Source organism: Streptomyces sp. NPDC002889 (genome assembly GCF_042888425.1).
Classification (GTDB): Bacteria; Actinomycetota; Actinomycetes; order Streptomycetales; family Streptomycetaceae; genus Streptomyces.
Map to the genome: position 1 here is coordinate 59,844 of NZ_JBIAPT010000001.1, position 22,940 is coordinate 82,783.

Genomic DNA, 22,940 nt, shown 5'->3' on the forward strand with positions numbered 1-22,940 from the left:
GCAGGACGGTTGCGCGGCGTCCGGGCGGGGCACGACCCTTGACACTCACGTGACCGCACGTGAAGGGGGAGGGGCGATTGTGTCAACGGGGGAACCGCACAGCCGGATTCCGGCCTATCCAGGAGTCGAGCGTTTCGTCGACGCCTTCGACAAGCTCGTCGTGCAGCCGCGGCGCAGCCGCAGCCGGGTCCCGGTGGTGCTTCTGAGCGAGCCGGGCGACGGACAGGCGGGGCGCCGGATCGCCGCCGGGCTGCGCTCCCGGTTACGCGGCCGCGAGGGGCAGCTCGCCCCGCACGCCTGGCTGCCCGCCGCACCCGAGGACCCGGCAGCGGCGTCACTCGATCTGTTCGAGCAGATCACCTTCCAGCTCGACGAGACCATGCCGTCCGGCACCGGACGGCTACGGCTGCCGGCGTACCGCCTGCTGCGCGCCGTTGTCACCGCGCCCGCCGCCGGGGGCCTGATGGAGCGCCGCCCCGGGGAACTGCGTGATCACTGCTACGCCGAGCACCGGGAGGTGTCGGCGCTCGCGCGCGGCCTGTGGTGGCTGGGCGGCCGCGACCAGGCCAGCGGCGGCACTCTGCTCGAACTGCTGTGGAACTTCATTGCGGGCCCGCTGTTCCAGCGGCTGCCGCGCGCGCTGTACGGCCGGCGTGCCAACCGCCGGATGCTGGGCCGCGCGGGAGGCCGCCGCTGGTACGCGGAGTGGGTGCGCCAGCAGCAGGGCACCCCGCCCAGCGACTTCTTCCGCTCGGCACTCGACCTTGTGGGAGGCGGCCCCGAGGGCGACCCCGAGCAGCTCGACCGGATCCTGGTGCACGCGCTGCTCGCCGACCTCGAGGCCGCTAGCCGCAAACGGCTGTTCGACCCGTGGCGCCGCCGGCGGGTCAGCCGTTTCGTACTCCTGGTGGAGGAGGCGGGCCCGGCCGAGTCGCGCGTCCAGCGGTTCCTGCGCGAACTGCGCGCCGCCATGGAGGACATGAGATGCACGTCGGTGGTGGCGGTGGCCGCCGGGATACGCACCCTTGCCAGCCGAATCCCTGACATCGAGGTCCCCGGCCTGTCCGCCGCCGGGGCCGAGCTGGCCAACATCGCACAGCGCGGCACCCCGCCGGGGCGGCCCTCGGGGATGGTGGTGCCGGTCGCCGAGGGGGCGGAGGACGACCAGGCCGCCACGTACTGGCTGGGTCGCTGGCCGACGCTCGCCCCGCCCGCGCCGCGCTGGGGGCCCGGGGCAGAGGCGGCCGGGGTGTTCGGTGCGGGGGTGCTCGCCCTCGCGCTGACCGCAGGGCTGGTCGTCGGGATGCCGTTCTCCACGGACGATCCCGATCCTTGCCTCGGCTCCACCTTCCTCGGCACGGACGGGCAGTGCGTCGGCGTCACGGAGGGTACCCCGCAGAGCGACAAGGCCGTGCAGGACGTACTGAAGCTCATCGAGGATCAGAACGCGACGGTGGAGAAGACGCTTTCGGGCAGGGACGACGACGACCCGCGGCCGCGCGCCCGTACCGTCGTCTACTTCGGTCCGCTCAGCGGCGGCGACGACGCCGAGGATCCGGTGCGCGGCGGTACCCTCGCCGAGCTGCGCGGCATCGCGGTCGCCCAGGGGTTCGTGAACGAGGACGCGCTGGGTTCCGGGGAGCGGGTGCCGCTGCGGGTGCTCGCAGCGAACGCGGGAGACCGGTTCAACGATGCGCCGGCCGTGGCCCGCCGGATCGTCGAACTCGCCGAGCGGGACCGCTCGATCGTCGGAGTACTCGGCTTCGGACAGAGCCGTCGCACCACGTACGAGGCGATGCGCATCTTCGACGAGGCGGGCCTCCCGATGGTCGGCACCTCGGGCACCGCCGACGAGCTGCTCCGCCAGGGCGAGCACTACTACCAGACCGCGCCGACCGACACCCGGGCCGGCGAGGTGATGGCGGCGTTCGCCCGGCACGAGCCGATGGTGGGTGGCAAGCGGGCGGTGCGGGTGCGCCTGATCGCCGATCCCTCGGACGCGTACAGCGCGAGCCTCTCGACAGCCTTCCGCGCCGCCTACGGCGACAAGCGCACCGACATGCTCCTCTACACACCGAAGGACGCGCCCGAGCCCTCTCCGGTGCCGGGCGGTCCGACCGGGCCTTCGGTCCAGACCGTTGCCGACCTGGCGCGCGAGGTCTGCCGGGCGGTGGCGAAGGAGCCGCACACGGCTGTGGTGTGGGCGGGGCGGGGGAGTCACTTCCAGCTGTTCCTGAGAGAGTTGGCGCGCGATGCGGGCAACTGCCCGAAGCTGAGCGTGCTCGGCGGCGACGATGTCACGAACGCGCTCACGGAGGAGCACCGTCCGTGGGAGATCTTCCCCGGGCTCACGCTCCATTACGTCTCACACGGCCGGGCCCCGACACTCGCCAAGGACAGCCCCGAGGCGGCGACCTTCCTCGCGCGGTACGGCCATGCCTTCGCGGAGGACCACGGCACCCGTACGGGCGCAATGCAGCAGGACGCCCATGTGGCGCTCGCCTGGGACGCGATGCGCTACCTGTCGGAGGGCGTCGATCAGGCATGGCGGGGCACCGGCGGCCACCACGAGCGTCTCGACCGGGCGCTGCTGCAGGCGGTGCTCTATCAGGGACTCGGCGGCGGGGGCTTCAACGGGGCCACCGGGCGGATCGACGCGCACGCGGCCTCGGGCGGCGGCAGGGTCACGGAGGAGAAGCTGATAGCGGTCGAGCGCGCGGGCGCGGAGGGCACCTCGACGGTGCTGCTGTGCGGGATGGTGGCGGAGGACGACGTGCGCCGTACATGGGGTTCGCGGAAGTACCCCTGTCCCGGACAAGAACGTCGGGAAGGTTGACAGGAGAAGGCGCTGCGGATCGCGGTGGGCCGGCGCGACCGCGTCGTCGGCGCCGAGCACATCCTGCTGGCGCTCACGGCCCGCCCGGGCGTGGTGGCCGAGGCGCTGGCCGACCACGGGGCGACGTACACGACGGTGGAGCGGGCTCTGTTCGGTACCGCGGACGGGGGGCGGCGCCGGCGGGCTGAGCCCCCGCGTGGACCGGCCGTCCGGTCCACGCGTCCACTACTCCTTGGGGCTCCGCAGCAGCGCGCCGATATGGGCTGCGGCCGTCGACAGATGGCGGCGGGCATCGCGGAGCTGGGCGTCCGTCACCCCGTGGTCGCGGGCGGCGTCGCGGATGTCGTCGCGGAACCGGTCGAGCAGGCGGTCCAGGTCGCGTGCCGGGTTCTGCGACGGCTCCTCCTCGGCCCAATCCGGCTCAGGCGGCGCCTCCGCGCCGGACGGCTCCACGACCACCACCGGTTCGGGCTTCGGACCCGCCCCGGACTTGGTGAAGCGGCCGAACTCCTTGGTGATCTCGGCCAGTCCCTCGCGCAGCCCGGTCGGCCAGTCGCCCCGCGCGAAGTGGTCCTGCACCTTGTCCTGGACCTGCCTGGCGACGCGCTGCAGCTCCTCCTGGGCCTGGTCCTGGGCCTCCTTGGCCTGGCGGCGCGCCCGCTGGGCGTCCTCGCGGGCCCGCCGGGACTCGTCCTTCGCACGGCGCGCCTGCTCCTTCCACTCCTGCTTGGCGCGGCGCAGTTCCTCCTTCGCGGCCCGCCACGACTCCTTGTCGCCGGCGTCCCCGAAATCCCCGACGTTCCCGAAGTCTCCGAAGCCGGACTCCCCTTCGCTGCTGTCCTGCCCCTTGCCGCTGCCGGACGCCTCGCGGGTCCGGGTCGCCGCCGCGCGCATCTCGCTGCGCAGCTTTCCCGCCGCGCCGCGCACGTCGTCGCGTATCTCGGCGGCCAGCTCCGAGACCGACTCACGGATCTCCAGCTCCAGGTCGGCCAGTTCGCCGCTGCGTCCGGCCAGTTCGGCGCGGCCCGCGTCGGTGATCGAGTAGACCTTGCGGCCGCCCTCGGTGGCGTGGGTGACCAGGCCCTCGGCCTCCAGCTTGGCCAGCCTCGGGTAGACGGTGCCGGCGCTCGGCGCGTACAGGCCCTGGAAACGCTCCTCCAGGAGGCGGATCACCTCGTAGCCGTGGCGCGGTGCCTCGTCGAGCAGCTTCAGCAGATAGAGCCGGAGCCGGCCGTGGGCGAAGACGGGGGGCATGTCAGAGCACCTTCCCGGTCGGGGCGTCGGCGGGCACGTCCTCGTACGGATCGTCGTCCGCCGACGGCCTGCGCAGCAGCGCGATGGAGCCGGAGACGGTCGTCGCCCTGAGGGTGCCCGTGCCGTCGCCGAGCGTGCCCGTGATCTGCTTCGCGCCCCACTGGCCGCTGACGCGCAGATCCTCGAAGGCGTTGGACACCGCGCCGCTCGCGGTGTTCGCCTCGACCCGTGCGTCCGCCGGGTGCGGCAGCCGGATGGCGACCTCGCCGGAGACGGTGGTCAGCCGGATGTCCGTGGGCTCGCCGGCCGGGTCGAGGTCGATGACCATGTCGCCGCTGACGGAGTCGGCCCGCACAGCGGTGCCGGAGCCCTCGATCACGGTCAGATCTCCGGAGACGGAGTTGTAGCGCAGTTCGCCGGTGACCGACTGGGCCTCCAGATTCCCGGAGACGGTGTCGGCGCGGACCGGTCCCGAGAGGCCGACGAGGGTGGTGTCACCACTGACACCCCGGACCGTCGTGGGGCCCTTGATGCCGGAGACGACCGCTGCCGCGCCGACGACTCCGACCTCGACGGCCGAGCCCGCCGGGACGGCCAGGGAGACCACGGCGCTGCGGTGCCAGCCCTTGCGGTCCAGCCACTTGAGGAAGCCCTTCCACGGCAGGTCCTCATAGGCGACGGTGAGGGTGGAGCCGCTCCTCGTCACGATCAGCGGCGGTCCGTCGATCTCGGAGACCTCCAGGCGGGCGGAACCTTCGTCGGTGCCCATGACGTTGACCGTTCCGTTGACGATGCGCACATTGAGCGCGCTGACCGGGTCGTCGAAGGTGAGCTTCTTCGGCTCAGCGACTTCCCATGTCGTCTCTGCCATGGTGCTGACCTCCCCAGGCCGGCTCGCGACGCAACATATCGCGTCTTGTGAACAACACGATATATCGCGGTTGTCGGATGTCAAGCGTGAGACGGACGCGTGATCGCGCAGCGAGCGGCCCATGCTTCTCACGGGGGGTCATTACGGGATGAATTGCCCTAGCGTGGGGGCATGAACGCGACATCCGTAGGAGCGCTGCTGCTGTGCCGGGCCGACCCCGCGGCGGTACGGACCCCGGCCCATCTGCTGCGCGAGAGGCAGCTCCTCGTCCCGGCCGGCGAAGGGTGGAGCGTGCTCGTCCCGGAGGGCAAACCCTGGCTCCACGACGGCGAGCCGGTCGATGTCGTGCTCGCCGGCTGGGCGCATGCGATGGCTGTCGGGGTGACCTGGCCCGTACTCGCCCTGTGGTGGGACGGCGACCACGCCGGGTTCACCCTCGCGTCCGGGTTCCGCCGGACCGTCGGCTACATCTGGCTCGCCGACGGCACCCCCGTCGGCGAGGACGAGGCGATGCGCACCTTCGCCGCCCGCCTGGCGCTCGACCCCGTCCTGGACATCCAGGACCTGGAGCCGCTCACACGGCCCGACCCCGAGTCGGACGCGCGGGCCCGGCTGCTCGGTCTGACCGCCGTCCTCAGCCGCACGGGCCTCACCCTGCCCACCGGCATCACCCCCGGCGAACCGGCCGACCGGCTGCGCTCGGTCGCCCATGCCCAGGAGGCGCAGACCATCGAGTGGTCGGGGTGGCGCGACACGGTACGGGCCGAACTCGACGCGGTCGAGGAAGGGCCCCTCGGCCCTTGGCTCCGCGGCCGCCGGGCCCAGGTGCTGGGCGCGGCGCAACTCGCGGCCGGACTCCCGCTGGCCGCCTGGGGCCTGGGCCGCCGCAGCGGTGGCTGGACGGCGGCGGGGGTGCTGCTGATCGCGCACGGGCTGCTGGGGCTGGGCTACGAGCGCCTGAGGCGCTGAACCTGCCGTACGGCAGGATGCGGCCCAGGGACTCCGCCCGGCCCGTCCACAGGGAGACCGGCCCGGACATCCGGACCGATTCCGGGGCCACCCGGGTGGCCGTCCCCCGGTTACTCGTCCTCGTCCTCGTCGTCGAGGCGCGCCAGCCACGTGGCCAGCCGCTCGACCGGAACCTCGAAGTCCGGATTGAGGTCGACGAACGTACGCAGCTGCTCGGCGAGCCACTCGAAGGTGACCTCCTCCTCGCCGCGCCGCTTCTCCAGCTCCTCGATGCCGCGATCGGTGAAGTACAACGGGGTGCTCCTGCTCCTGCTTCCGATGATGCGTGCCGGTGGGCTCCCACCAGCGTAGGCGGCCGAAGGGCCCGGCCCCGCATGATGCGGAGCCAGGCCCTTCGTAGGTGCGGACAGCAGTCCGGTCAGGCCTCGAAGACCTCGTTGACCAGCTGCTCCTGCTCCTGCTCGTGGCGCTTCTTGGAGCCCACCGCCGGGGACGAGCCGTGCGGACGCGAGATGCGGCGCAGGCGCTCGCCGTGCGGGATGTCCGCACCGACGGCCAGGTCCAGGTGGTCGATCAGGTTGAGGGCGATGAACGGCCAGGCACCCTGGTTCGCCGGCTCCTCCTGGGCCCACAGGTACTTCTCGGCGTTCGGGAACTTGGCGATCTCGGCCTGGAGCTCCGCACCCGGCAGCGGGTACAGGCGCTCGAGGCGGATGATCGCCGTGGTGGCGGCCGCGGGGTCCGTCGAACCGCGCTTCTTACGCTCCGCGTCCAGGTCGTAGTAGAACTTGCCGGAAACGAAGACGACCTTGCGGATCGCGGCCGGGTCGACCACGCCCGAATCGACCGCCGTGTCGCCGATGACCGGGCGGAAGCCACCGGTGGTGAACTCCTCCGCCTTCGACGCCGCGGCCTTCAGACGCAGCATCGACTTCGGGGTGAAGACGATGAGCGGCTTGTGGTGCGGGTTGTGCACCTGCCAGCGCAGCAGGTGGAAGTAGTTCGACGGCAGGGTCGGCATGGCGACCGTCATGTTGTCCTGCGCGCACATCTGGAGGAACCGCTCGGGGCGGGCGGACGAATGGTCCGGGCCCTGGCCCTCGTAGCCGTGCGGCAGCAGCAGCGTGACGCCGGAGTGCTGGCCCCACTTCTGCTCGGCCGAGGAGATGAACTCGTCGACGACGGTCTGCGCGCCGTTGACGAAGTCACCGAACTGGGCCTCCCACATGACCAGCGCGTCCGCGCGGGCCAGGGAGTAGCCGTACTCGAAGCCCATCGCCGCGTACTCGCTCAGCAGCGAGTCGTAGACGTTGAAGCGGGCCTGGTCCTCGGTCAGGTAGAGCAGCGGGGTGTAGTCCTCGCCGGTCTCCTGGTCCACCAGCACCGCGTGGCGCTGGCCGAACGTACCGCGGCGGGTGTCCTGGCCGGACAGCCGGACGGGGGTGCCTTCCATCAGCAGCGAGCCGATGGCCAGGGTCTCGCCCATGCCCCAGTCGATCGTGCCGTCCTCGACCGAGGCCGCGCGGCGCTGCAGCTGCGGCAGCAGACGCGGGTGGACGGTGACGTGGTCGGGGATGTTGACCTGGGACTCGGCGATCCGCTTGACGACCTCCTGGGAGACCGCGGTGGTGACGCTCACCGGGAACTCGGGCTGGGCGTCCGGGACATGGGTCGGGGCCGGGAGGCTGGTGGCCTCGCGGACCTCCGCGAAGACCTTCTCCAGCTGGCCCTGGAAGTCCTGGAGCGCCTGCTCCGCCTCTTCCAGCGTGATGTCGCCGCGACCGATCAGCGACTCGGTGTACAGCTTGCGCACCGAACGCTTCTTGTCGATCAGGTTGTACATCTGCGGGTTGGTGAACTGCGGGTTGTCGCCCTCGTTGTGACCGCGGCGGCGGTAGCAGATGAGGTCGATCACGACGTCCTTGTTGAACGCCTGGCGGAACTCGAAGGCGAGCCGCGCGACGCGGACCACGGCCTCCGGGTCGTCACCGTTCACATGGAAGATCGGCGCCTCGATCATGCGGGCCACGTCGGTCGCGTACATCGACGAACGCGACGACTCCGGGGCGGCGGTGAAGCCGACCTGGTTGTTGATGACGATGTGGACCGTGCCGCCGGTGCGGTATCCGCGCAGCTGCGACATGTTCAGCGTCTCGGCGACCACACCCTGGCCGGCGAAGGCCGCGTCACCGTGCAGGGCGACCGGCAGGACGGTGAAGTCCGTGCCGCCCTTGTTGATGACGTCCTGCTTGGCGCGGGCGACACCCTCGAGGACGGGGTCGACGGCCTCCAGGTGGGAGGGGTTGGCGACCAGCGAGACCTTGATCTGCTCGCCGTCGAGGCCCGTGAAGGTGCCTTCGGCGCCCAGGTGGTACTTCACGTCGCCGGAGCCGTGCATCGACTTCGGGTCGAGGTTGCCCTCGAACTCGCGGAAGATCTGCGCGTACGACTTGCCCACGATGTTCGCGAGGACGTTCAGACGGCCGCGGTGGGCCATACCGATGACGACCTCGTCCAGGCGCGACTCGGCGGCCGAGTCGATGACCGCGTCGAGCAGCGGGATGACGGACTCGCCGCCCTCCAGCGAGAAGCGCTTCTGACCGACGTACTTGGTCTGCAGGAAGGTCTCGAAGGCTTCCGCCGCGTTCAGCCGGCGCAGGATGCGCAGCTGCTCCTCGCGCTCCGGCTTGGTGTGGGCGCGTTCGACCCGGTCCTGCAGCCACTTGCGCTGCTTCGGGTCCTGGATGTGCATGAACTCGATGCCGGTGGTGCGGCAGTACGACTCACGCAGCACGCCCAGGATGTCGCGCAGCTTCATCATCGACTTGCCGGCGAAACCGCCGACCGCGAACTCGCGCTCGAGGTCCCACAGGGTGAGCCCGTGCTCGGTGATGTCGAGGTCGGGGTGCTTGCGCTGGCGGTACTCCAGCGGGTCGGTGTCGGCCATGACATGGCCGCGGACCCGGTAGGAGTGGATCAGCTCGAAGACGCGCGCGGCCTTGGTGACGTCGTCGTCGTGCGAGGCGTCGATGTCCTTGAGCCAGCGGACGGGCTCGTAGGGGATGCGCAGCGACTCGAAGATCTCGTCGTAGAAGTTCTCCTCGCCGAGGAGGTAGTTGGCGACGATCCGCAGGAACTCGCCCGACGCGGCACCCTGGATGACCCGGTGGTCGTACGTCGAGGTCAGCGTCATGACCTTGGAGATGCCCAGCTTGTTCAGGGTGTCCTGGGAGGTGCCCTGGAACTCGGCGGGGTAGTCCATCGAGCCGACGCCCATGATGACCGACTGTCCGGGCATCAGCCGCGGCACGGAGTGGACGGTGCCGAGGCCGCCGGGGTTGGTCAGCGAGACGGTGACGCCGGTGAAGTCGTCCATCGTCAGCTTGTTGTTGCGGGCGCGGCGGACGATGTCCTCGTAGGCCTGCCAGAACTCGAAGAAGTTCAGCGTCTCGGCCTTCTTGATGCCCGCGACGACCAGCTGGCGCTCGCCGCTGGGCTTCACCAGGTCGATGGCCAGACCGAAGTTGATGTGGTCGGGCTTGACCAGGGTCGGCTTGCCGTCCTTCTCCGCGAAGGAGTAGTTCATCGACGGCATGGCCTTGATGGCCTGCACCATCGCGTACCCGATGAGGTGGGTGAAGGAGATCTTCCCGCCCCGGGCGCGCTTGAGGTGGTTGTTGATGACGATGCGGTTGTCGAAGAGCAGCTTCACCGGGACGGCGCGCACGGACGTGGCCGTGGGCAGCTCCAGCGAGGCGTTCATGTTCTTCGCGACCGCGGCGGCGGGGCCGCGCAGCGTCACGAACTCGGGGCCGGCGGGAGCCTCGGTGACCGTGGCCGGCTGAGGGGCGGGCTTCGGGGCCGGAGCCGACTTCGCCGGGGCCGGGGCCGCCGCCGCGGGCTTCGCGGGGGCCTGGGCCGGTGCGGCGGCCTGCGAGGGTGCGGCGGCAGGAGGCGCCGGCTGCGCCGGTGCCGCGGGCTGCGCCTGAGCGTCGGTGGCCGGGGCAGAGGTCACCGCAGCCCCCGCGGCTGCGGTACCGGTCGCGGGCTTGTCCGCCGTGCCGGAGGTACCCGGCTTGTAGTCGGCGAAGAAGTCCCACCAGGCACGGTCGACCGAATTCGGGTCCTGGAGGTACTGCTGGTAGATCTCGTCGACGAGCCACTCATTGGGCCCGAACGCGGCGGCAGGGTTGTGACCCTGCCCGCCTTGGTCGGTGGAGGTGCTCGAATTACTGGGGGACTGAGACGACACGGCGGCAACCGCCCTCTTCCGCTTCACAAGGTGATGGACAGCGGAAATAAAGGCTACGCCTCCCTGGCCGGGAGGTGCAGGCGGGGCGGCTCATCGTCGCGCAAGTCACACCGGAAGGCGGGTTTCGGGGATGTGAATGGCGGGAAACAAGCCTGGTTCCGCGCCTGTGAGGGTACAGCGGAGTACGGCTACAGGCCTCTGGCCTGCAACCTTGTCCACGCGCTGTCGTGTCCTGACCAATTGCGCGCAGAACGAGTTCTTCCGGTTCGAACCCTACGTCAACCCCGCGCCGACGGGATCCCCGGAAGAGTGACCTGAATCCGGCAGCCACGTGCGGATTCGGCCACGCCGATGCGTCCGCCGTGCAGATCCACCGCCCAGCGCGCGATCGCCAGGCCCAGTCCCGTACCGCCGTCGCTGCCGGGACCGTGCGGCGAGGCCACCTGGCCCCGGTTGAAGCGCTCGAAGACCCGGTGGCGCTCCTGCTCCGGGATACCGGGGCCCTCGTCGACCACTTCCAGGTCCAGCGACTCCGGGAGCGGCCCGCGCCGGGCCCGCACCGTCACCCGGCCGTGCGGTGGCGAGTGCTTCACCGCGTTGTCGATGAGATTTGCCACTACCTGGTGCAGCCGCTCCGCGTCCGCGTGCGCGGTCAGCTCGGGCGGTGACACATCCAGGTGCAGGTGCACATCCGTACGGGTGTGACGGCCGGACCCCGAGGCCAGGCCACGCTGGGACGAGGCCAGATTGGCCTCCTTCAGCACGCCCGACAGATACGGCCACACCTCGAAGCGTCGGGCCCGCAGCGGCAGCACCCCGTTGTCGAGACGTGACAGGTCCAGGAGGGTCTCGACCAGCCGGCCCAGGCGCTCGGTCTGCTTGAGCGCGGTGCGCATCGTCTCCGGATCAGCGGCTGAGACCCCGTCGACGACGTTCTCCAGCACGGCGCGCAGCGCGGCGATCGGGGTGCGCAGCTCGTGCGAGACATTGGCGACCAGCTCCTTGCGGTTCTGGTCCACGGCCTCCAGATCGTCGGCCATGCGGTTGATCGTGGAGGCGAGGTCGCCGAGCTCGTCGCGGCGGTCGGCGCCGCTCACCCGGCGGGTGTAGTCGCCGTGCGATATGCCTTTGGCGACCGTGTTCATCTCGTCCAGCGGCGCGGTCAGGCCGTGCGCGAAGAACTGGGTGATCAGCAGAGTGGCTATCACCGAGAAGACGGTGATGAAGCGCAGCTCGGTCTCGGTGCGCAGCGCCACCAGCAGCAGGCCGGTGGTGATGAAGACCGAGACGACGACGAGCGTGCCGAGCCTGGTCTTGATCGAGATGACGAGAGGGGCCGAACGCGGCCGCGGACGTGACCTGCCCCGAGGCCGCCGCTTCATGGCGCGGGTGTCTCCAGCGCGTAGCCGACACCGTGCACGGTACGGATCCGCTCGGCACCGATCTTGCGGCGCAGCGCCTTGATGTGGCTGTCGACCGTGCGGGTGCCGGAGGCGTCCGCCCAGTCCCACACCTCGGCGAGCAGCTGCTCCCGGGAGAGCACCGCGCGCGGAGTGTTGGCCAGGCACACCAGCAGATCGAACTCGGTGGGCGTCAGATGCACATCCTCGGTGCGTACCCGCACGCGACGCTGGGCGTGGTCGATCTCCAGCTCGCCGAGCCGCAGGATCCCGCTGCGCGGCGTCACGGCGGCCAGCGCGGCACGCTCCACCCGGCGCAGCAGTACATGCACCCGGGCAGCCAGCTCGCGCATCGAGAACGGCTTGGTCATGTAGTCGTCGGCGCCGACACCGAGACCGACCAGCATGTCCGTCTCGTCGTCACGGGCGGTGAGCATGAGCACCGGGACGGGCCGCTGTGCCTGGACGCGGCGGCAGACCTCGAGCCCGTCGAATCCGGGCAGCATGACGTCGAGGACCATCAGATCGGGCTGCCATGCCTCCGCGGCGTCGACGGCGGCAGGGCCGTCGAGGGCCGTCTGGACCAGGAAGCCCTCGGCCCGCAGACGTGCGGCGATGGCGTCGACGATCGTGGCGTCGTCCTCGACGACCAGCACCCGGCGCTGGGCTCCGGGGGTGGCCGCGACTCCGTTGTGCGTGGTGTGTGTCTGCTCCATCGCCCCGCCCTGTTCCGCGTTCTCGCGAGCTGCATGGGGATCCGGATCGAGGTAGATCCCGTGGTGATCCCCGTGTGTCGTCCAGCAGCGTAAGGGCACCGACGGCGTCCCGGCTACGCAGGGCGAACCGCGAGGTGAACCACGTCCGGTACTCCTCGGGCAACCTGGATCTCTTCGGTTCTTACCCCGCTGAATCCGGCATTCCGCAACGCATCCTCGAATGCGGGGGAGGGCTGCGCGGACCATACGGCGAGGATTCCGCCGGGCTCCAACACCCGCTGACAGGCGGCGAGTCCGGCCGGTGAGTAGAGGTTCTCGTTGTCGTCGGTGACGGTCCAGTCCGGGCCGTTGTCGATGTCCAGACAGAGAGCGTGCCAGCGGTCCGTGGTCGTGTGCAGATGGGTCACGAGATCCGTGTGAAGGATCACGCTGCGGGGGTCGGCGAGCGCTTCGCCGGAGATCGCGGCGAGCGGGCCGGTGCGGTGCCAGTCGATGATCGCCTGCTCCCGTTCGACGACCGTGATCCGGCCCCAGCCCGGGTTGGCGGCGGCACGGACCAGGGAGAAACCGGCCCCGAGCCCGCCGATGAGGACGCCTGGGGCGGGACGGCTCGGGGGGAGCGCGTCGTAGGCCGCGTCGACCAGCAGCCGCTCCGAGCGGCCGTCGGACGTGTCCATCAGGAAGCATCCGTTGGCGATGATCTCGTAGACGGGGCTTTCCGCGTCCCCGCCCCTGTGCTCGGCCTCGGGGCTGTCGCGCCGCCGCAGGACGACCTCGCCGTAGGGCCCCTCCCGCCGGTCGAGAGTGACCACGGTGTCAACGGCGGGGAACGGCATGGCGATGGCCTCCGGGCGGCTGGCGGTGACGACACGGATCAAGGCCATCTTGTCGGGGTGGGGGCGTGGGGGACAAACCATTTCCCAACGGCCCGGGGCGGTGCCTGCGGGCCGCAGGCCCGGCCGCCCCTCGCGTCGGCCGGGACCGTGGCTCGCGGGCGCCGGTCAGCTTTCGCGCCGCGGCCCCCGCCAGGCGTACACGGACGCGCCCGCGACGAACAGCGCCACCGCTGCCGCCCAGGCCCCCGCCTGAGGGCCGGGCTGCATCGGCCAGGCCCAGATCTGCGCGCCGTGGCCGTGTACCCGGCCCGCGCCCAGGTAGATCGCGCTGACGTACGCGAAGGCCGGCAGCCAGCTCAGCCGCGCGCCGATCATCACGGCCGCGGCGGCCGTGATGCCCATGGCGCCGAGCGCGTTGCGCGCCATGGCCGGGGCGCCGAACTCGGCCGTATGCCCGAGCACCGCGACCGCCAGGACCGTCGCGGCGAGCGCCGTGAGGCCGAGCAGCTGGGTCAGCCGCCGGGGCCACCAGGGGCGCACGGCCGTACGGTCGAGCTCGTCCATGTACGGGTGCAGGCCGGTGCCGATCACGGCGGCGGACAGCAGCGGGGCGAGGGCCACGACCGGCACCCGGCGCGAAGGCTCGAGATAGGCGTCCAGGCCGTGCGCGCCCCACACCGCGAGCACCGCGATCGCGGCCAGCGAGGCCACGGCGAGCGGGATGGCGCGTGAGCGGGCGAAGAGCAGGGGGCCGCGGAGCGACCGTCGGAGTGCGGGGTACGAGGTCACAGGGCGGGCACCTGCTTCGGGTCACAGCTGTCGGCGGTCGCGAAGTAGCGGGAGAGCCATGCGCGGCGCTCGTCGTCGCCCATGGACGCCAGCCGGGCGCGGGCGGCCCCGTCGGCCTCGATACCGGCCACAACCTTCTTGTCGCCGTTCTGCTGGGCCCAACGGAGACTGTCGCGCTCGATCGTGTCCCGAACGCGGCTGGGACCGAGCCAGTCGGCCACCGTGCTGTCGACCCGGCTCGCGCGCTCGTCCCCCAGACGCGCCTCGCACGGGTCCCCCGCGGCCAGGGCGGCGGCGGCCTCCCCCGCGTAGCGCTCCGGATCCGTCAGCTCGCCGCGGACCAGGGTCCAGCCCATCGGGGTCAGCATGGGCAGTTGGGCCTCGTCCGGCTTCGGTTCCCCGGCCAGGTCCTCGAACCGGACCGGCAGGTTCTCGACGCCTTCGAGACGCTGGGTGAGGCCGGACAGCGCAGCTTTGACCTCCGGCAGCAGCCCTGGATAGAGGGCACTCACACAGATATGGGGTCGTACAGAGGTGTCGCACACCTGCTGGTGCGCCAAGGGGTCGTCGCGCCACATGCGGTCGCCGGTCTGGGTGATCAGCACGGCCGCCACGGCCGCGGCGGTGAGGGGAAGCAGCGCTGTGTACTTGCGGGAGGCCGCGCAGGCGAGGACCGCTGCGGCCGCCAGACCGGCCACCCACACGGTCGCGGCGAGCGGCTGCCACCACACGGGGAGCAGGTCGCCGGTGTCGGAGGCGGACGCCGGACTGAGGTGGCGGATCCCGGCTGTCCCGTACGTCGGCACGCCGAGCGCCAGGTATCCGCACACGGCGAGCGCCGGTGCCGCCGGTCGCCAGGCCACCAGTCGCCCCACGACGTGCCCCAGCAGCGTCATGGCCACGAGGAACGCCGCGTCCGCGAGCGCGGGGGAGAGCAGCGGACGGCTCGCCGACGCGTACGGCCAGGTCGCGGCGAACACTCCGGCGGCCACGACCGCGTATGCGGCGGCGATCCACGCCGCCACGGGCAGCGATGCCATGAGGAACTGGGCAAGCGTGCCGCGGGCGGCCGACGCGCGCAGCTCGTCGGTGCGGCGGCGGCGCTCCCTGCCCCCGTGCCAGCAGCCCGCCGCGGCCGCGAGCGGGCCGCCGAGCAACGTGCTCGCGATATGCAGGTCGGCCTGGGTTGCACCCCAGCTGCCCTGCCACTGCGGTGCCTTCATGGCCATCGCGATCCCCACGGTCGCGGAGAACGCGAGGCCCGCCCATGGTGCGAAGCCGCGCCGGAGTTCGCTGCGCAGGGGGTGCGGTGCGGTGCGGGTGCGGCCTCCGGGGGCCGACGCGGTGCGGATCCTGGTCTCGATCCCGGTCTCGGTCCCGGTCTCGAGGGTGCTCAACGCGGCGCCCCCGATCCGGCCGGAGCGAAGTGCCCGGCGTGCGCGGCACGGTGGGCTCGCAGGGCAGCCGTGTAGCCGCGTTCGATCAGGTTGGCGCCGCTGTCGCCCGCGGAGTCCTTGCCGAGAGCGGTCAGTTCGGCCGTCGCGCCCCGGTAGGCCAGGCGGCCCGACTCGATCAGGGTCACCTCCGAGCACGCGGCGGCCACGTCCTCGACGAGGTGGGTGGAGACGATCACGGTGGAAGCGCTGCCCAGTTCCCGGAGCAGTGCTCTGAACTCGACACGCTGCTCCGGATCGAGACCGGCGGTCGGTTCGTCGAGCAGCAGCAGCTCCGGCTCGTTCACGATCGCCTGCGCGATGCCGACACGGCGGACCATGCCGCCCGACAGCGTCTTGACCTTGGCGTCGATACGGTCGCCGAGCCCGACCCGCTCGACCGCGCGTTCCACCGCGTCCGGGACGGTGCTCGCCGGCATCTCCTTCAGCCAGGCCACGTACGCGACGAACTCACGCACCGTGAATCCGGGGTAGTAGCCGAACTCCTGCGGCAGATATCCCAGCCTGCGCCGGATCTCCGTGCGCTCCCGGTGCTGCGACACATCTCGGCCGAGCAGCTCGACCCGGCCGCCGGTGGGCGCGGCGACCGTCGCCAGGACCCGGATCAGTGAGGTCTTGCCCGCGCCGTTCGGGCCGAGCAGCCCGTGGACCCCGGTCCCGAAGGAGACGTCGACGTCGTCCAGGGCGAGGGCTTTGCGGTGCCGGACCGTCAGCCCGGTGACCTGCACGGTGTTCAGGCCGTTCAGGGTGTTCCCTGTGGTGCTCACATCTTCTCCAGGTGGTCGAACGAGGAACGGCGCAGCGCGAGCAGCCCCGCGCACAGCACGGCCCCGGCGGCCCAGGCCCCCTGCACGGCAGGTCCGTCCACATAGGCGGCGAGCCGTGCGGCGATGTCCAGCGGCAGCGAGGCCAGTACGGGCGCGACGACGAGAACCATCCAGCCAAGGGCCAGTGCGCCGGCGGCGACCTCGCAGCCGACATAGGAACCGAGCGCCAAGGCCGCGAGGGTCAGTGCCAGCCCGGGCAGCAGCCAGGCCGCGGCCCCCGGCCCGTCGGCCGCCGCAGGCAGCAGGGCGCCGGCCGCCGTGAGCAACGGGATGCTGACCGCGAGCACGGCGGCGGCCCGCGTCAGCAGCAGCCGGAGCCCGCCGGCCGGAGTGGACGCGGCGACCTCGTACAGCGGATCGGCGTGCCGTCCGTACGAGAGCCCGACGCCGGCGAGTGGTACCACGGGCGCGATCAGCAGCAGGGCCGGCTGTACGTCCCCGAGCCCCGCCACGTACGCAAGGCCGAACGCCGCGGCGACGACGAGCCCGAGCGCGACGAGCCAGGCCCGGTGCAACGCGGGCCCCGCGGCCCAGACAGCCCGCGCGACCCACCCGAGCGGCCGGCCGCGTCCCGCGCCTTCGGGGCCGTGCAGACCGATGGCCCCCGCCGCGGGTCCGGCAAGCGGTGCACCCGGCCGCCGGGTAACCGTGGCACGGGCCGCGAGTCCTGCGGGTGCACCCGGCCGCGGGGTGACACCGTCCGGGGCGGCCTGCCCGCGGACATCGCCGACCGCGCGGGCGGGCTCCTCGGCGCGCGCCGCGCCCAGTCCCGGCGAGCCGGGCAGGTGCTCCCGCGGGCCGGCGCTCTCCGCCGGGACGGACGCGCGCCTCCCCGAGCGGGAATCACCTGCCGCGGACGACGGGCGCCACCCCCACAGCCGGATCCGTACGGACCTCCGTGACGGCTCCGACACCGCCGCCGTCGCGAGGACCGATGCCCGCACCTCCGCCAGCAACGGTGCCGCCGGCCCCGCGCTCGCCGCCGCCGAGACACGGGTCGCGCAGGCGGTGCAGCATTCGACGTGCTTCTCCAGGGACCAGGCGTCCGGTTCGGACGCCGAGCCGTTGGCGTACTGCGCCGCCAGCCGTTCGCTCACATGCCAGTCGTTCACGCCGTGCCTCCCAACGCATCGGTACCGGCCGCCAGTTGCCCGAGCACGGCGCGCAGCTCCCGGCGGGCCCGCAGGGCGCGGGTCTTGACCGTTCCCTCCGGAATGCCGAGCAGCCGCGCCGTCTCGCGGGTCGTCAGGCCGTCGACTACCGTCGCCCGCAGGACATCCCGCAGCTCCGGCGAGATCCGGTCGAGGGCCGTGCCCACATCCCCGTACTCCAGGCCGGCCAGCACCCGCTCCTCCGCGGACGGCACCGGCTCGGCCGGCTGATGGACCGTGCGGTCCTGCCTTGCCAGGGCCCGCTGCGCGTCGACCAGGCGGCGCGCGGCGATCACCCACAGCCAGCCGCCTGCCTCGCCGCCGCGGTGCGCGGCGGCCGAGCGCCACACGGTCACAAAGGTGTCCTGCAGCACTTCCCGTACGGTCTCCGGATCCGTGCAACGCCGCGTCAGCCGGGTGTGCAGCCAGCCGGCATGCCGGTCGTACAGCAGGCCGAGCGCTTCCGTGTCCCCGCGCGCGACCGCCCGCAGCAGTGCCGCGTCGTCGTCCCGCTCTCCCCCCGAGGGGCGCATCAGTCTCACGTGCTCTCTATCGCTCGCGACCGGCGCACCGGTTCACGTCCCCATGTGGCGTACAGCATGGACGCGCGAGAGGGTGATCGGATTGGGTGGGGTCCAGGGTGTGAACAGGGGCTCGGCGAAAGGGGCGTACCCGGTGTGCAATCTCGGTGCCCCCGCCGCGCGCGGTACCTCGCCGTGGCGACGGCTCGCCCGGCTGCTGCCGACGCCCACCGGCACCCCGTTCACCTTCGGCTACGCCCTCGTTCTGATCGCCACGTCCCTCTTCACCGCGTACGCCGATCCCGGCACGGTCGCCGCCCTGCTGCGCGACTCCAGCACGGACGTCGCCCATCTGGCCCACAATCGGCTGCTCGTTCTCGTCGCCAGCGCGCTGTGGGTGGCGGGCGGTCCGGCGTCCCCGTACACCGTGATGTTCGTCTTCGTGCTGACCGCGCTCGAGCGCCGCGTCGGCGGCCAGCGCACCGCCGGAGTCTTCCTGTTCGGCCATGTCACCGCCACACTCGCGACCGAGATACCCGTCGGGCTCTCGGTCGCGGCCGGACGGCTGCCCGACAGTTCGCTGCACCGCCTCGACTACGGGATCAGTTTCGGGCTGATGGCCTGCACCGGAGCGCTGGCCGTCCTGCTGTCCCCACCGCCGCGCACGGTGCTGCTCGGGGCCGTGTCCCTGGTGCTGCTCCATGACCTGCTGGCCTTCGAGGACCCACTGACCGCGTGGGGCCATCCGCTGGCGCTGCTCGTCGGCATCGCGTGCGGGCCTGCGGTACGGCGCCGGGCAGCGGCGCGAGCCCCTTAGGACGCCGCGGATCCGGTGCCCGGACCGCCGCGGCAGGGCATGCGGCCGGAGCGATACCTCAGGATCGGCGCCCGAACCGCACCAACACGTGCCACGGCTGCTTGACGTACTGCGGCACCTCGTCCCGGCCCCCCACCGCGTCCACGCCTGCGGCTCCCGTACCACCGAGGCCGCCGCGCGCCCGATCACCTCCGCGTCGAGCAGGCCCGTGCGCCCGTGGGTGGCGCAGACGTGCGCGGCGAGCGGCCCCATCACCGGGCCCCTGAACTCCGCGTCCACCTCGTCCGGCGCCGGCGTGAACCCGGCGTGCCACTCGAGCGCGATGCCGCACCGCCGGGCCGTTCCGGCCAGCAGCCGCCCCGTATCGGTGTCCCGGAACGACGGGTCGACCACCAGGGTCTCAGCGTCGCCGCCAGATCGGTGTCCCCGTGGATCTGGGCAGGGGCGTCATCGCCGCAGTATGGCGCGCCAACCCCAGCCGGAGCAGGCGGATTTCGCCGCTGCATCACACCCCGTGCGGCACGTGGAACAGGCTGACCAGCGGGGCCTGCACCTGCCAGCCCAGGGACTCGTACAGCGCCCGGCCGTCCGGCGTCCCGCCGAGCACCCCGATGGTGGCGCCCTGGTCGACCGCGGTGTTGTGGAGCGTACGCATCACCAGGGAGCCGAGCCCCTTGCGGCGGTGCGCGGCCGACGTCTCCACCTGGTCGACGACGGCGGTGGGGCCGGTGGGGGCGATCTGGCCGCGGGCCGCGAACGAACCGTCGGCGGCCACGACCAGCGCCCGCGTGACGCCGCCACGGGTCCAGGTGGTCAGGGTGTAGCCGTCGGGCACGGCGGTGGGCGTGCGGCGCAGCCGCGCCGACATCAGCCAGCCGGGCTCGTCGACCGCCCACGTGGGGCCGACCCAGGACCGGACGGCCCCGGGATCGGCGAACACCTTCAGCCAGACCGACGGAGCGGCGACCTCGGCGGCGACCTTGCGCACAGTGGCTTCGTCGTCGGCGGTCAGGACGTGGCGGGTGGCGTGCGTGACCTGCCCGACGTCGACGGTGAACCCCCAGGGCCTGACCACGGGGTCCGCCGCACCCCGAGAGACGACCCAGCCGTCGACCCAGGCGCGGATGGTCAGGGCGGTGGACTCGAAAGGCATCCGTCACTCCAGGTAATAGGCTCTATGAAGTAAAGGCTATTACTGATGCGTGGTGGTCCGCCGTGCGGCCGCTGATCTGTGAGCCGTCTCACGCCGACCCGCCGTGCGGAACCGCCGGGCCCCGCGCGGCCGCCCGACGATCGGGTGACGGGACGGTCGCACTCGATACGGGTGCCGGATGCGACCGCACTGCGACGGCGCGGGCGCCGGAGGGGCGCGGCGCCTCCCGCCGGGCAGTCTTGCGCCCGGCGGCCCGGCACGCCGATCTCGCTCACTCGGATCGCGTCGTTCGCGGGCCACTCCGGGCCCTTCACGCCCTGGTCACAGGCCGATCGCTCACAGCGAACAGCACGCGGGGAACATCCCGGGGCTCACGTGCATTGAGTGCGTACAACTCAACTTGACTGCGTTCGATTGTGTAAGGGGAGATCATGGCTTCGACGACGTCCTCACCGCTCACCCTGCCTGTGCTGCCGCTCGACGACGAGGTCGTGCTGCCCGGAATGGTGGTGCCTCTCGACCTGTCCGACACCGATGTACGGGCCGCGGTGGAGGCCGCCCAGGCCGCAGCACGCACTTCGGGCGACAAGCCGAAGGTGCTGCTCGTCCCCCGGATCGACGGCACCTACGCCGCCACCGGTGTGCTGGGCACCGTCGAGCAGGTCGGCAGGCTCTCCGACGGCGACCCCGGCGCACTCATCCGCGGTCGCGGACGGGTCAGGGTCGGTGCCGGTACGACCGGGCCCGGCGCCGCCCTGTGGATCGAGGGCACGACCGTGGAGGAGGTCGAACCCGATCCGGTGCCCGGCGCCGTCGTCGACCTGGTCAAGGAGTACAAGGCCCTCGCCACCGACTGGCTGAAGAAGCGCGGCGCCTGGCAGGTCGTCGACCGGGTCCAGCAGATCGACGGCATCTCGCAGCTCGCCGACAACGCCGGCTACTCGCCGTTCCTGACCACCGCTCAGAAGATCGAGCTCCTGGAGACCGCCGACCCGGTGGCCCGCCTCAAGCTCGCCACCGAGCAGTTGCGCGAGCACCTCGCCGAGCAGGAGGTCGCCGAGTCCATCGCCAAGGACGTCCAGGAAGGCGTCGACAAGCAGCAGCGCGAGTTCCTGCTGCGCCGTCAGCTGGAGGCCGTCCGCAAGGAGCTGCGCGAGCTCAACGGCCAGGCCGCCGACGCCGCGGACGAGTCCGACGACTACCGCGACCGCGTCGAGGCAGCCGACCTGCCCGAGAAGGTGCGTGAGGCCGCCCTCAAGGAGGTCGAGAAGCTGGAGCGTTCAAGCGACCAGAGCCCTGAGGGCTCCTGGATCCGCACCTGGCTCGACACCGTCCTGGAGCTGCCCTGGAACGAGCGCACCGAGGACGCGTACGACATCCAGGGCGCCAAGGCGATTCTGGACGCCGAGCACGCGGGCCTGCAGGACGTGAAGGAGCGGATCACCGAGTACCTCGCGGTGCGCAAGCGGCGTGCCGACCGCGGGCTCGGGGTCGTAGGCGGACGGCGCGGAGGCGCGGTGCTCGCGCTCGTCGGCCCGCCCGGCGTCGGCAAGACCTCGCTCGGCGAGTCCGTCGCGCATGCGATGGGCCGGAAGTTCGTGCGGGTCGCGCTCGGCGGCGTACGCGACGAGGCCGAGATCCGCGGCCACCGGCGTACGTACGTGGGCGCCCTGCCCGGCCGGGTCGTCCGGGCCATCAAGGAGGCCGGTTCGATGAACCCGGTCGTCCTGCTGGACGAGATCGACAAGGTCGGGTCCGACTTCCGGGGCGATCCGGCCGCGGCCCTGCTCGAAGTCCTCGACCCGGCACAGAACCACACCTTCCGCGACCACTACCTCGAGGTCGAACTCGACCTGAGCGACGTCGTCTTCCTGGCCACCGCCAATGTGCTGGAGGCCATCCCGGAGGCCCTGCTCGACCGGATGGAGCTGGTCCGGCTCGACGGCTACACCGAGGACGAGAAGATCGTCATCGCCCGGGACCATCTGCTGCCGCGCCAGCTGGAGCGGGCGGGCCTGGAGCCCGGCGAGGTGACCATCGAGGAGTCCGCGCTGCGCAAGCTGGCGGGGGAGTACACCCGCGAGGCGGGCGTACGGAACCTGGAGCGCTCGGTGGCCCGGCTGCTGCGCAAGGTGGCGGCGCAGCACGAACTGGGCGATCAGGAGCTGCCGCTGAGCATCGGTGCCGAGCAGCTGCGCCCGCTCATCGGACGGCCGCACCATGTGCCCGAGTCCGCGCAGGACCCGGCCGAGCGCCGCACCGCGGTGCCCGGTGTGGCCACCGGCCTCGCGGTCACCGGCGCGGGCGGCGACGTCCTGTTCGTCGAGGCGTCGCTGGCGGACCCGGAGACCGGCGCGGCCGGCCTGACCCTGACCGGTCAGCTCGGTGACGTCATGAAGGAGTCCGCGCAGATCGCGCTGAGCTTCCTGCGCTCGCACGGGGCGGAGCTGGAACTGCCCGTCGCCGACCTCAAGGACCGGGGCGTGCACATCCACTTCCCGGCGGGCGCGGTTCCCAAGGACGGCCCGAGCGCGGGCATCACGATGACCACGGCGCTCGCCTCACTGCTGTCGGGGCGTCAGGTGCGCACGGATGTGGCGATGACCGGCGAGGTGTCGCTGACCGGGCGGGTGCTGCCGATCGGCGGGGTGAAGCAGAAGCTGCTGGCCGCGCACCGGGCGGGCATCACCACGGTGGTGATCCCGAAGCGGAACGAGGCGGATCTGGACGATGTCCCGGCCGAGATCCTCGACACGCTGGAGGTCCACCCGGTGACGGACGTGCGGCAGGTGCTGGAGCTCACGCTCTCCCCGGCGAAGGAGCTGGTGCCGGCCGCGGCGGCCTGACCCGTGCGGCCACGGGCCCGGCGGTGACCACCGCCGGGCCCGACCGCAGTCCGCGGTGCCGTGACCGCTGTTGGCGGTCCTGCCACTGAGGTCGACCGCTCCTGCTGGTCCGCCCGCCCCGCCCGGCTGCCGTCCGCCATCCTGTCGCCGGGCCGGCCGCCGGCCTCGTCCGCCGCCCGACGCGACTGCTGTAGGCGGTCCGGCCGCCGGTTCCGCTGCCCGGCGTGAGGGCTGTCGGCGGTCCTGCC

General features: G+C 72.1%; 17 protein-coding genes and 2 pseudogenes. 5 read left to right on the forward strand and 14 right to left on the reverse strand.

The genetic code is table 11. The features are described 5' to 3' along the window. The first annotated feature begins 79 nt into the window (after positions 1-79). Both ACFYWI_RS00295 and ACFYWI_RS00300 read left to right on the forward strand, forming a co-directional pair. Positions 80-2,836: an ABC transporter substrate-binding protein gene (locus ACFYWI_RS00295; protein WP_389223102.1), complete on the forward strand. Its 2,757-nt coding sequence runs from the start codon at positions 80-82 to the stop codon at positions 2,834-2,836. An 18-nt stretch (positions 2,837-2,854) separates the two neighbouring features. Further along, positions 2,855-2,974, forward strand: a pseudogene (locus ACFYWI_RS00300) (Clp protease N-terminal domain-containing protein); the annotation flags it as partial. 87 nt (positions 2,975-3,061) lie between these two features. Here ACFYWI_RS00300 and ACFYWI_RS00305 read toward each other — a convergent pair. Both ACFYWI_RS00305 and ACFYWI_RS00310 read right to left on the reverse strand, forming a co-directional pair. After that, positions 3,062-4,090 carry a helix-turn-helix transcriptional regulator gene (locus ACFYWI_RS00305; RefSeq protein ID WP_389223105.1) on the reverse strand — a complete coding sequence of 343 codons (1,029 nt, stop codon included), beginning with the start codon at positions 4,088-4,090 and terminating at the stop codon, positions 3,062-3,064. A 1-nt stretch (position 4,091) separates the two neighbouring features. Beyond that, positions 4,092-4,961: a DUF4097 domain-containing protein gene (locus ACFYWI_RS00310; RefSeq protein ID WP_389223108.1), complete on the reverse strand. Its 870-nt coding sequence runs from the start codon at positions 4,959-4,961 to the stop codon at positions 4,092-4,094. Positions 4,962-5,132: 171 nt separating this feature from the next. On the opposite strand from ACFYWI_RS00310, the gene ACFYWI_RS00315 reads away from it, so the two are divergent. Beyond that, entirely contained in the window at positions 5,133-5,930 is a 798-nt protein-coding gene (locus ACFYWI_RS00315; RefSeq protein WP_389223112.1) for a hypothetical protein, read from the forward strand. Between the two features lie 110 nt (positions 5,931-6,040). On the opposite strand, the gene ACFYWI_RS00320 is transcribed toward ACFYWI_RS00315, so the two are convergent. From ACFYWI_RS00320 to ACFYWI_RS00365, 10 genes are all read right to left on the reverse strand, one after another. Next, on the reverse strand, positions 6,041-6,223 hold the full coding sequence (locus ACFYWI_RS00320; RefSeq protein ID WP_003961784.1) for a DUF6104 family protein: 183 nt from the start codon (positions 6,221-6,223) through the stop codon (positions 6,041-6,043). 125 nt (positions 6,224-6,348) lie between these two features. Beyond that, positions 6,349-10,182, reverse strand: a complete 3,834-nt coding sequence (locus ACFYWI_RS00325; RefSeq protein ID WP_389223115.1) for a multifunctional oxoglutarate decarboxylase/oxoglutarate dehydrogenase thiamine pyrophosphate-binding subunit/dihydrolipoyllysine-residue succinyltransferase subunit — start codon at positions 10,180-10,182, stop codon at positions 6,349-6,351. A gap of 278 nt (positions 10,183-10,460) precedes the next feature. Further along, positions 10,461-11,564 (reverse strand): ATP-binding protein, encoded by a 1,104-nt coding sequence (locus ACFYWI_RS00330; RefSeq protein ID WP_389223117.1) that lies wholly within the window; start codon positions 11,562-11,564, stop codon positions 10,461-10,463. After that, positions 11,561-12,298, reverse strand: a complete 738-nt coding sequence (locus ACFYWI_RS00335; RefSeq protein WP_389223120.1) for a response regulator transcription factor — start codon at positions 12,296-12,298, stop codon at positions 11,561-11,563. Before ACFYWI_RS00335 ends, ACFYWI_RS00330 begins: the two co-directional genes overlap by 4 nt. Before the next feature lie 113 nt (positions 12,299-12,411). After that, positions 12,412-13,134 carry a spermidine synthase gene (locus ACFYWI_RS00340; RefSeq protein WP_389224398.1) on the reverse strand — a complete coding sequence of 241 codons (723 nt, stop codon included), beginning with the start codon at positions 13,132-13,134 and terminating at the stop codon, positions 12,412-12,414. A gap of 165 nt (positions 13,135-13,299) precedes the next feature. After that, complete coding sequence (locus ACFYWI_RS00345; protein WP_389223124.1) at positions 13,300-13,923, reverse strand: hypothetical protein; 624 nt, start codon at positions 13,921-13,923, stop codon at positions 13,300-13,302. Beyond that, positions 13,920-15,320, reverse strand: a complete 1,401-nt coding sequence (locus ACFYWI_RS00350; protein ID WP_389223126.1) for a hypothetical protein — start codon at positions 15,318-15,320, stop codon at positions 13,920-13,922. Before ACFYWI_RS00350 ends, ACFYWI_RS00345 begins: the two co-directional genes overlap by 4 nt. Further along, the gene (locus tag ACFYWI_RS00355; RefSeq protein ID WP_389223129.1) at positions 15,317-16,144 is read right to left on the reverse strand and encodes an ABC transporter ATP-binding protein; all 828 of its coding nucleotides are present in this window, start codon (positions 16,142-16,144) and stop codon (positions 15,317-15,319) included. Before ACFYWI_RS00355 ends, ACFYWI_RS00350 begins: the two co-directional genes overlap by 4 nt. Continuing rightward, positions 16,141-17,316 carry a zf-HC2 domain-containing protein gene (locus tag ACFYWI_RS00360; protein WP_389223132.1) on the reverse strand — a complete coding sequence of 392 codons (1,176 nt, stop codon included), beginning with the start codon at positions 17,314-17,316 and terminating at the stop codon, positions 16,141-16,143. Before ACFYWI_RS00360 ends, ACFYWI_RS00355 begins: the two co-directional genes overlap by 4 nt. Then, positions 17,313-17,888, reverse strand: coding sequence for an RNA polymerase sigma factor (locus tag ACFYWI_RS00365; RefSeq protein WP_389224400.1), 576 nt, complete (start codon positions 17,886-17,888; stop codon positions 17,313-17,315). Before ACFYWI_RS00365 ends, ACFYWI_RS00360 begins: the two co-directional genes overlap by 4 nt. A 142-nt stretch (positions 17,889-18,030) precedes the next feature. Here ACFYWI_RS00365 and ACFYWI_RS00370 point away from each other — a divergent pair, with 142 nt between their 5' ends. After that, positions 18,031-18,693, forward strand: coding sequence for a rhomboid-like protein (locus tag ACFYWI_RS00370; RefSeq protein ID WP_389223135.1), 663 nt, complete (start codon positions 18,031-18,033; stop codon positions 18,691-18,693). A 129-nt stretch (positions 18,694-18,822) separates the two neighbouring features. Here the strand turns inward: ACFYWI_RS00370 and ACFYWI_RS00375 are convergent. Both ACFYWI_RS00375 and ACFYWI_RS00380 read right to left on the reverse strand, forming a co-directional pair. Then, positions 18,823-19,089 (reverse strand): annotated as a pseudogene (locus ACFYWI_RS00375) (DUF3626 domain-containing protein); the annotation flags it as partial. A 109-nt stretch (positions 19,090-19,198) separates the two neighbouring features. Continuing rightward, the gene (locus ACFYWI_RS00380) at positions 19,199-19,846 is read right to left on the reverse strand and encodes a GNAT family N-acetyltransferase (RefSeq protein ID WP_389223138.1); all 648 of its coding nucleotides are present in this window, start codon (positions 19,844-19,846) and stop codon (positions 19,199-19,201) included. 431 nt (positions 19,847-20,277) lie between these two features. Between ACFYWI_RS00380 and lon the strand changes: the two genes are divergently transcribed. Further along, complete coding sequence (gene lon / locus ACFYWI_RS00385) at positions 20,278-22,692, forward strand: endopeptidase La (protein WP_389223141.1); 2,415 nt, start codon at positions 20,278-20,280, stop codon at positions 22,690-22,692. The last annotated feature ends 248 nt before the right edge of the window (positions 22,693-22,940 follow it).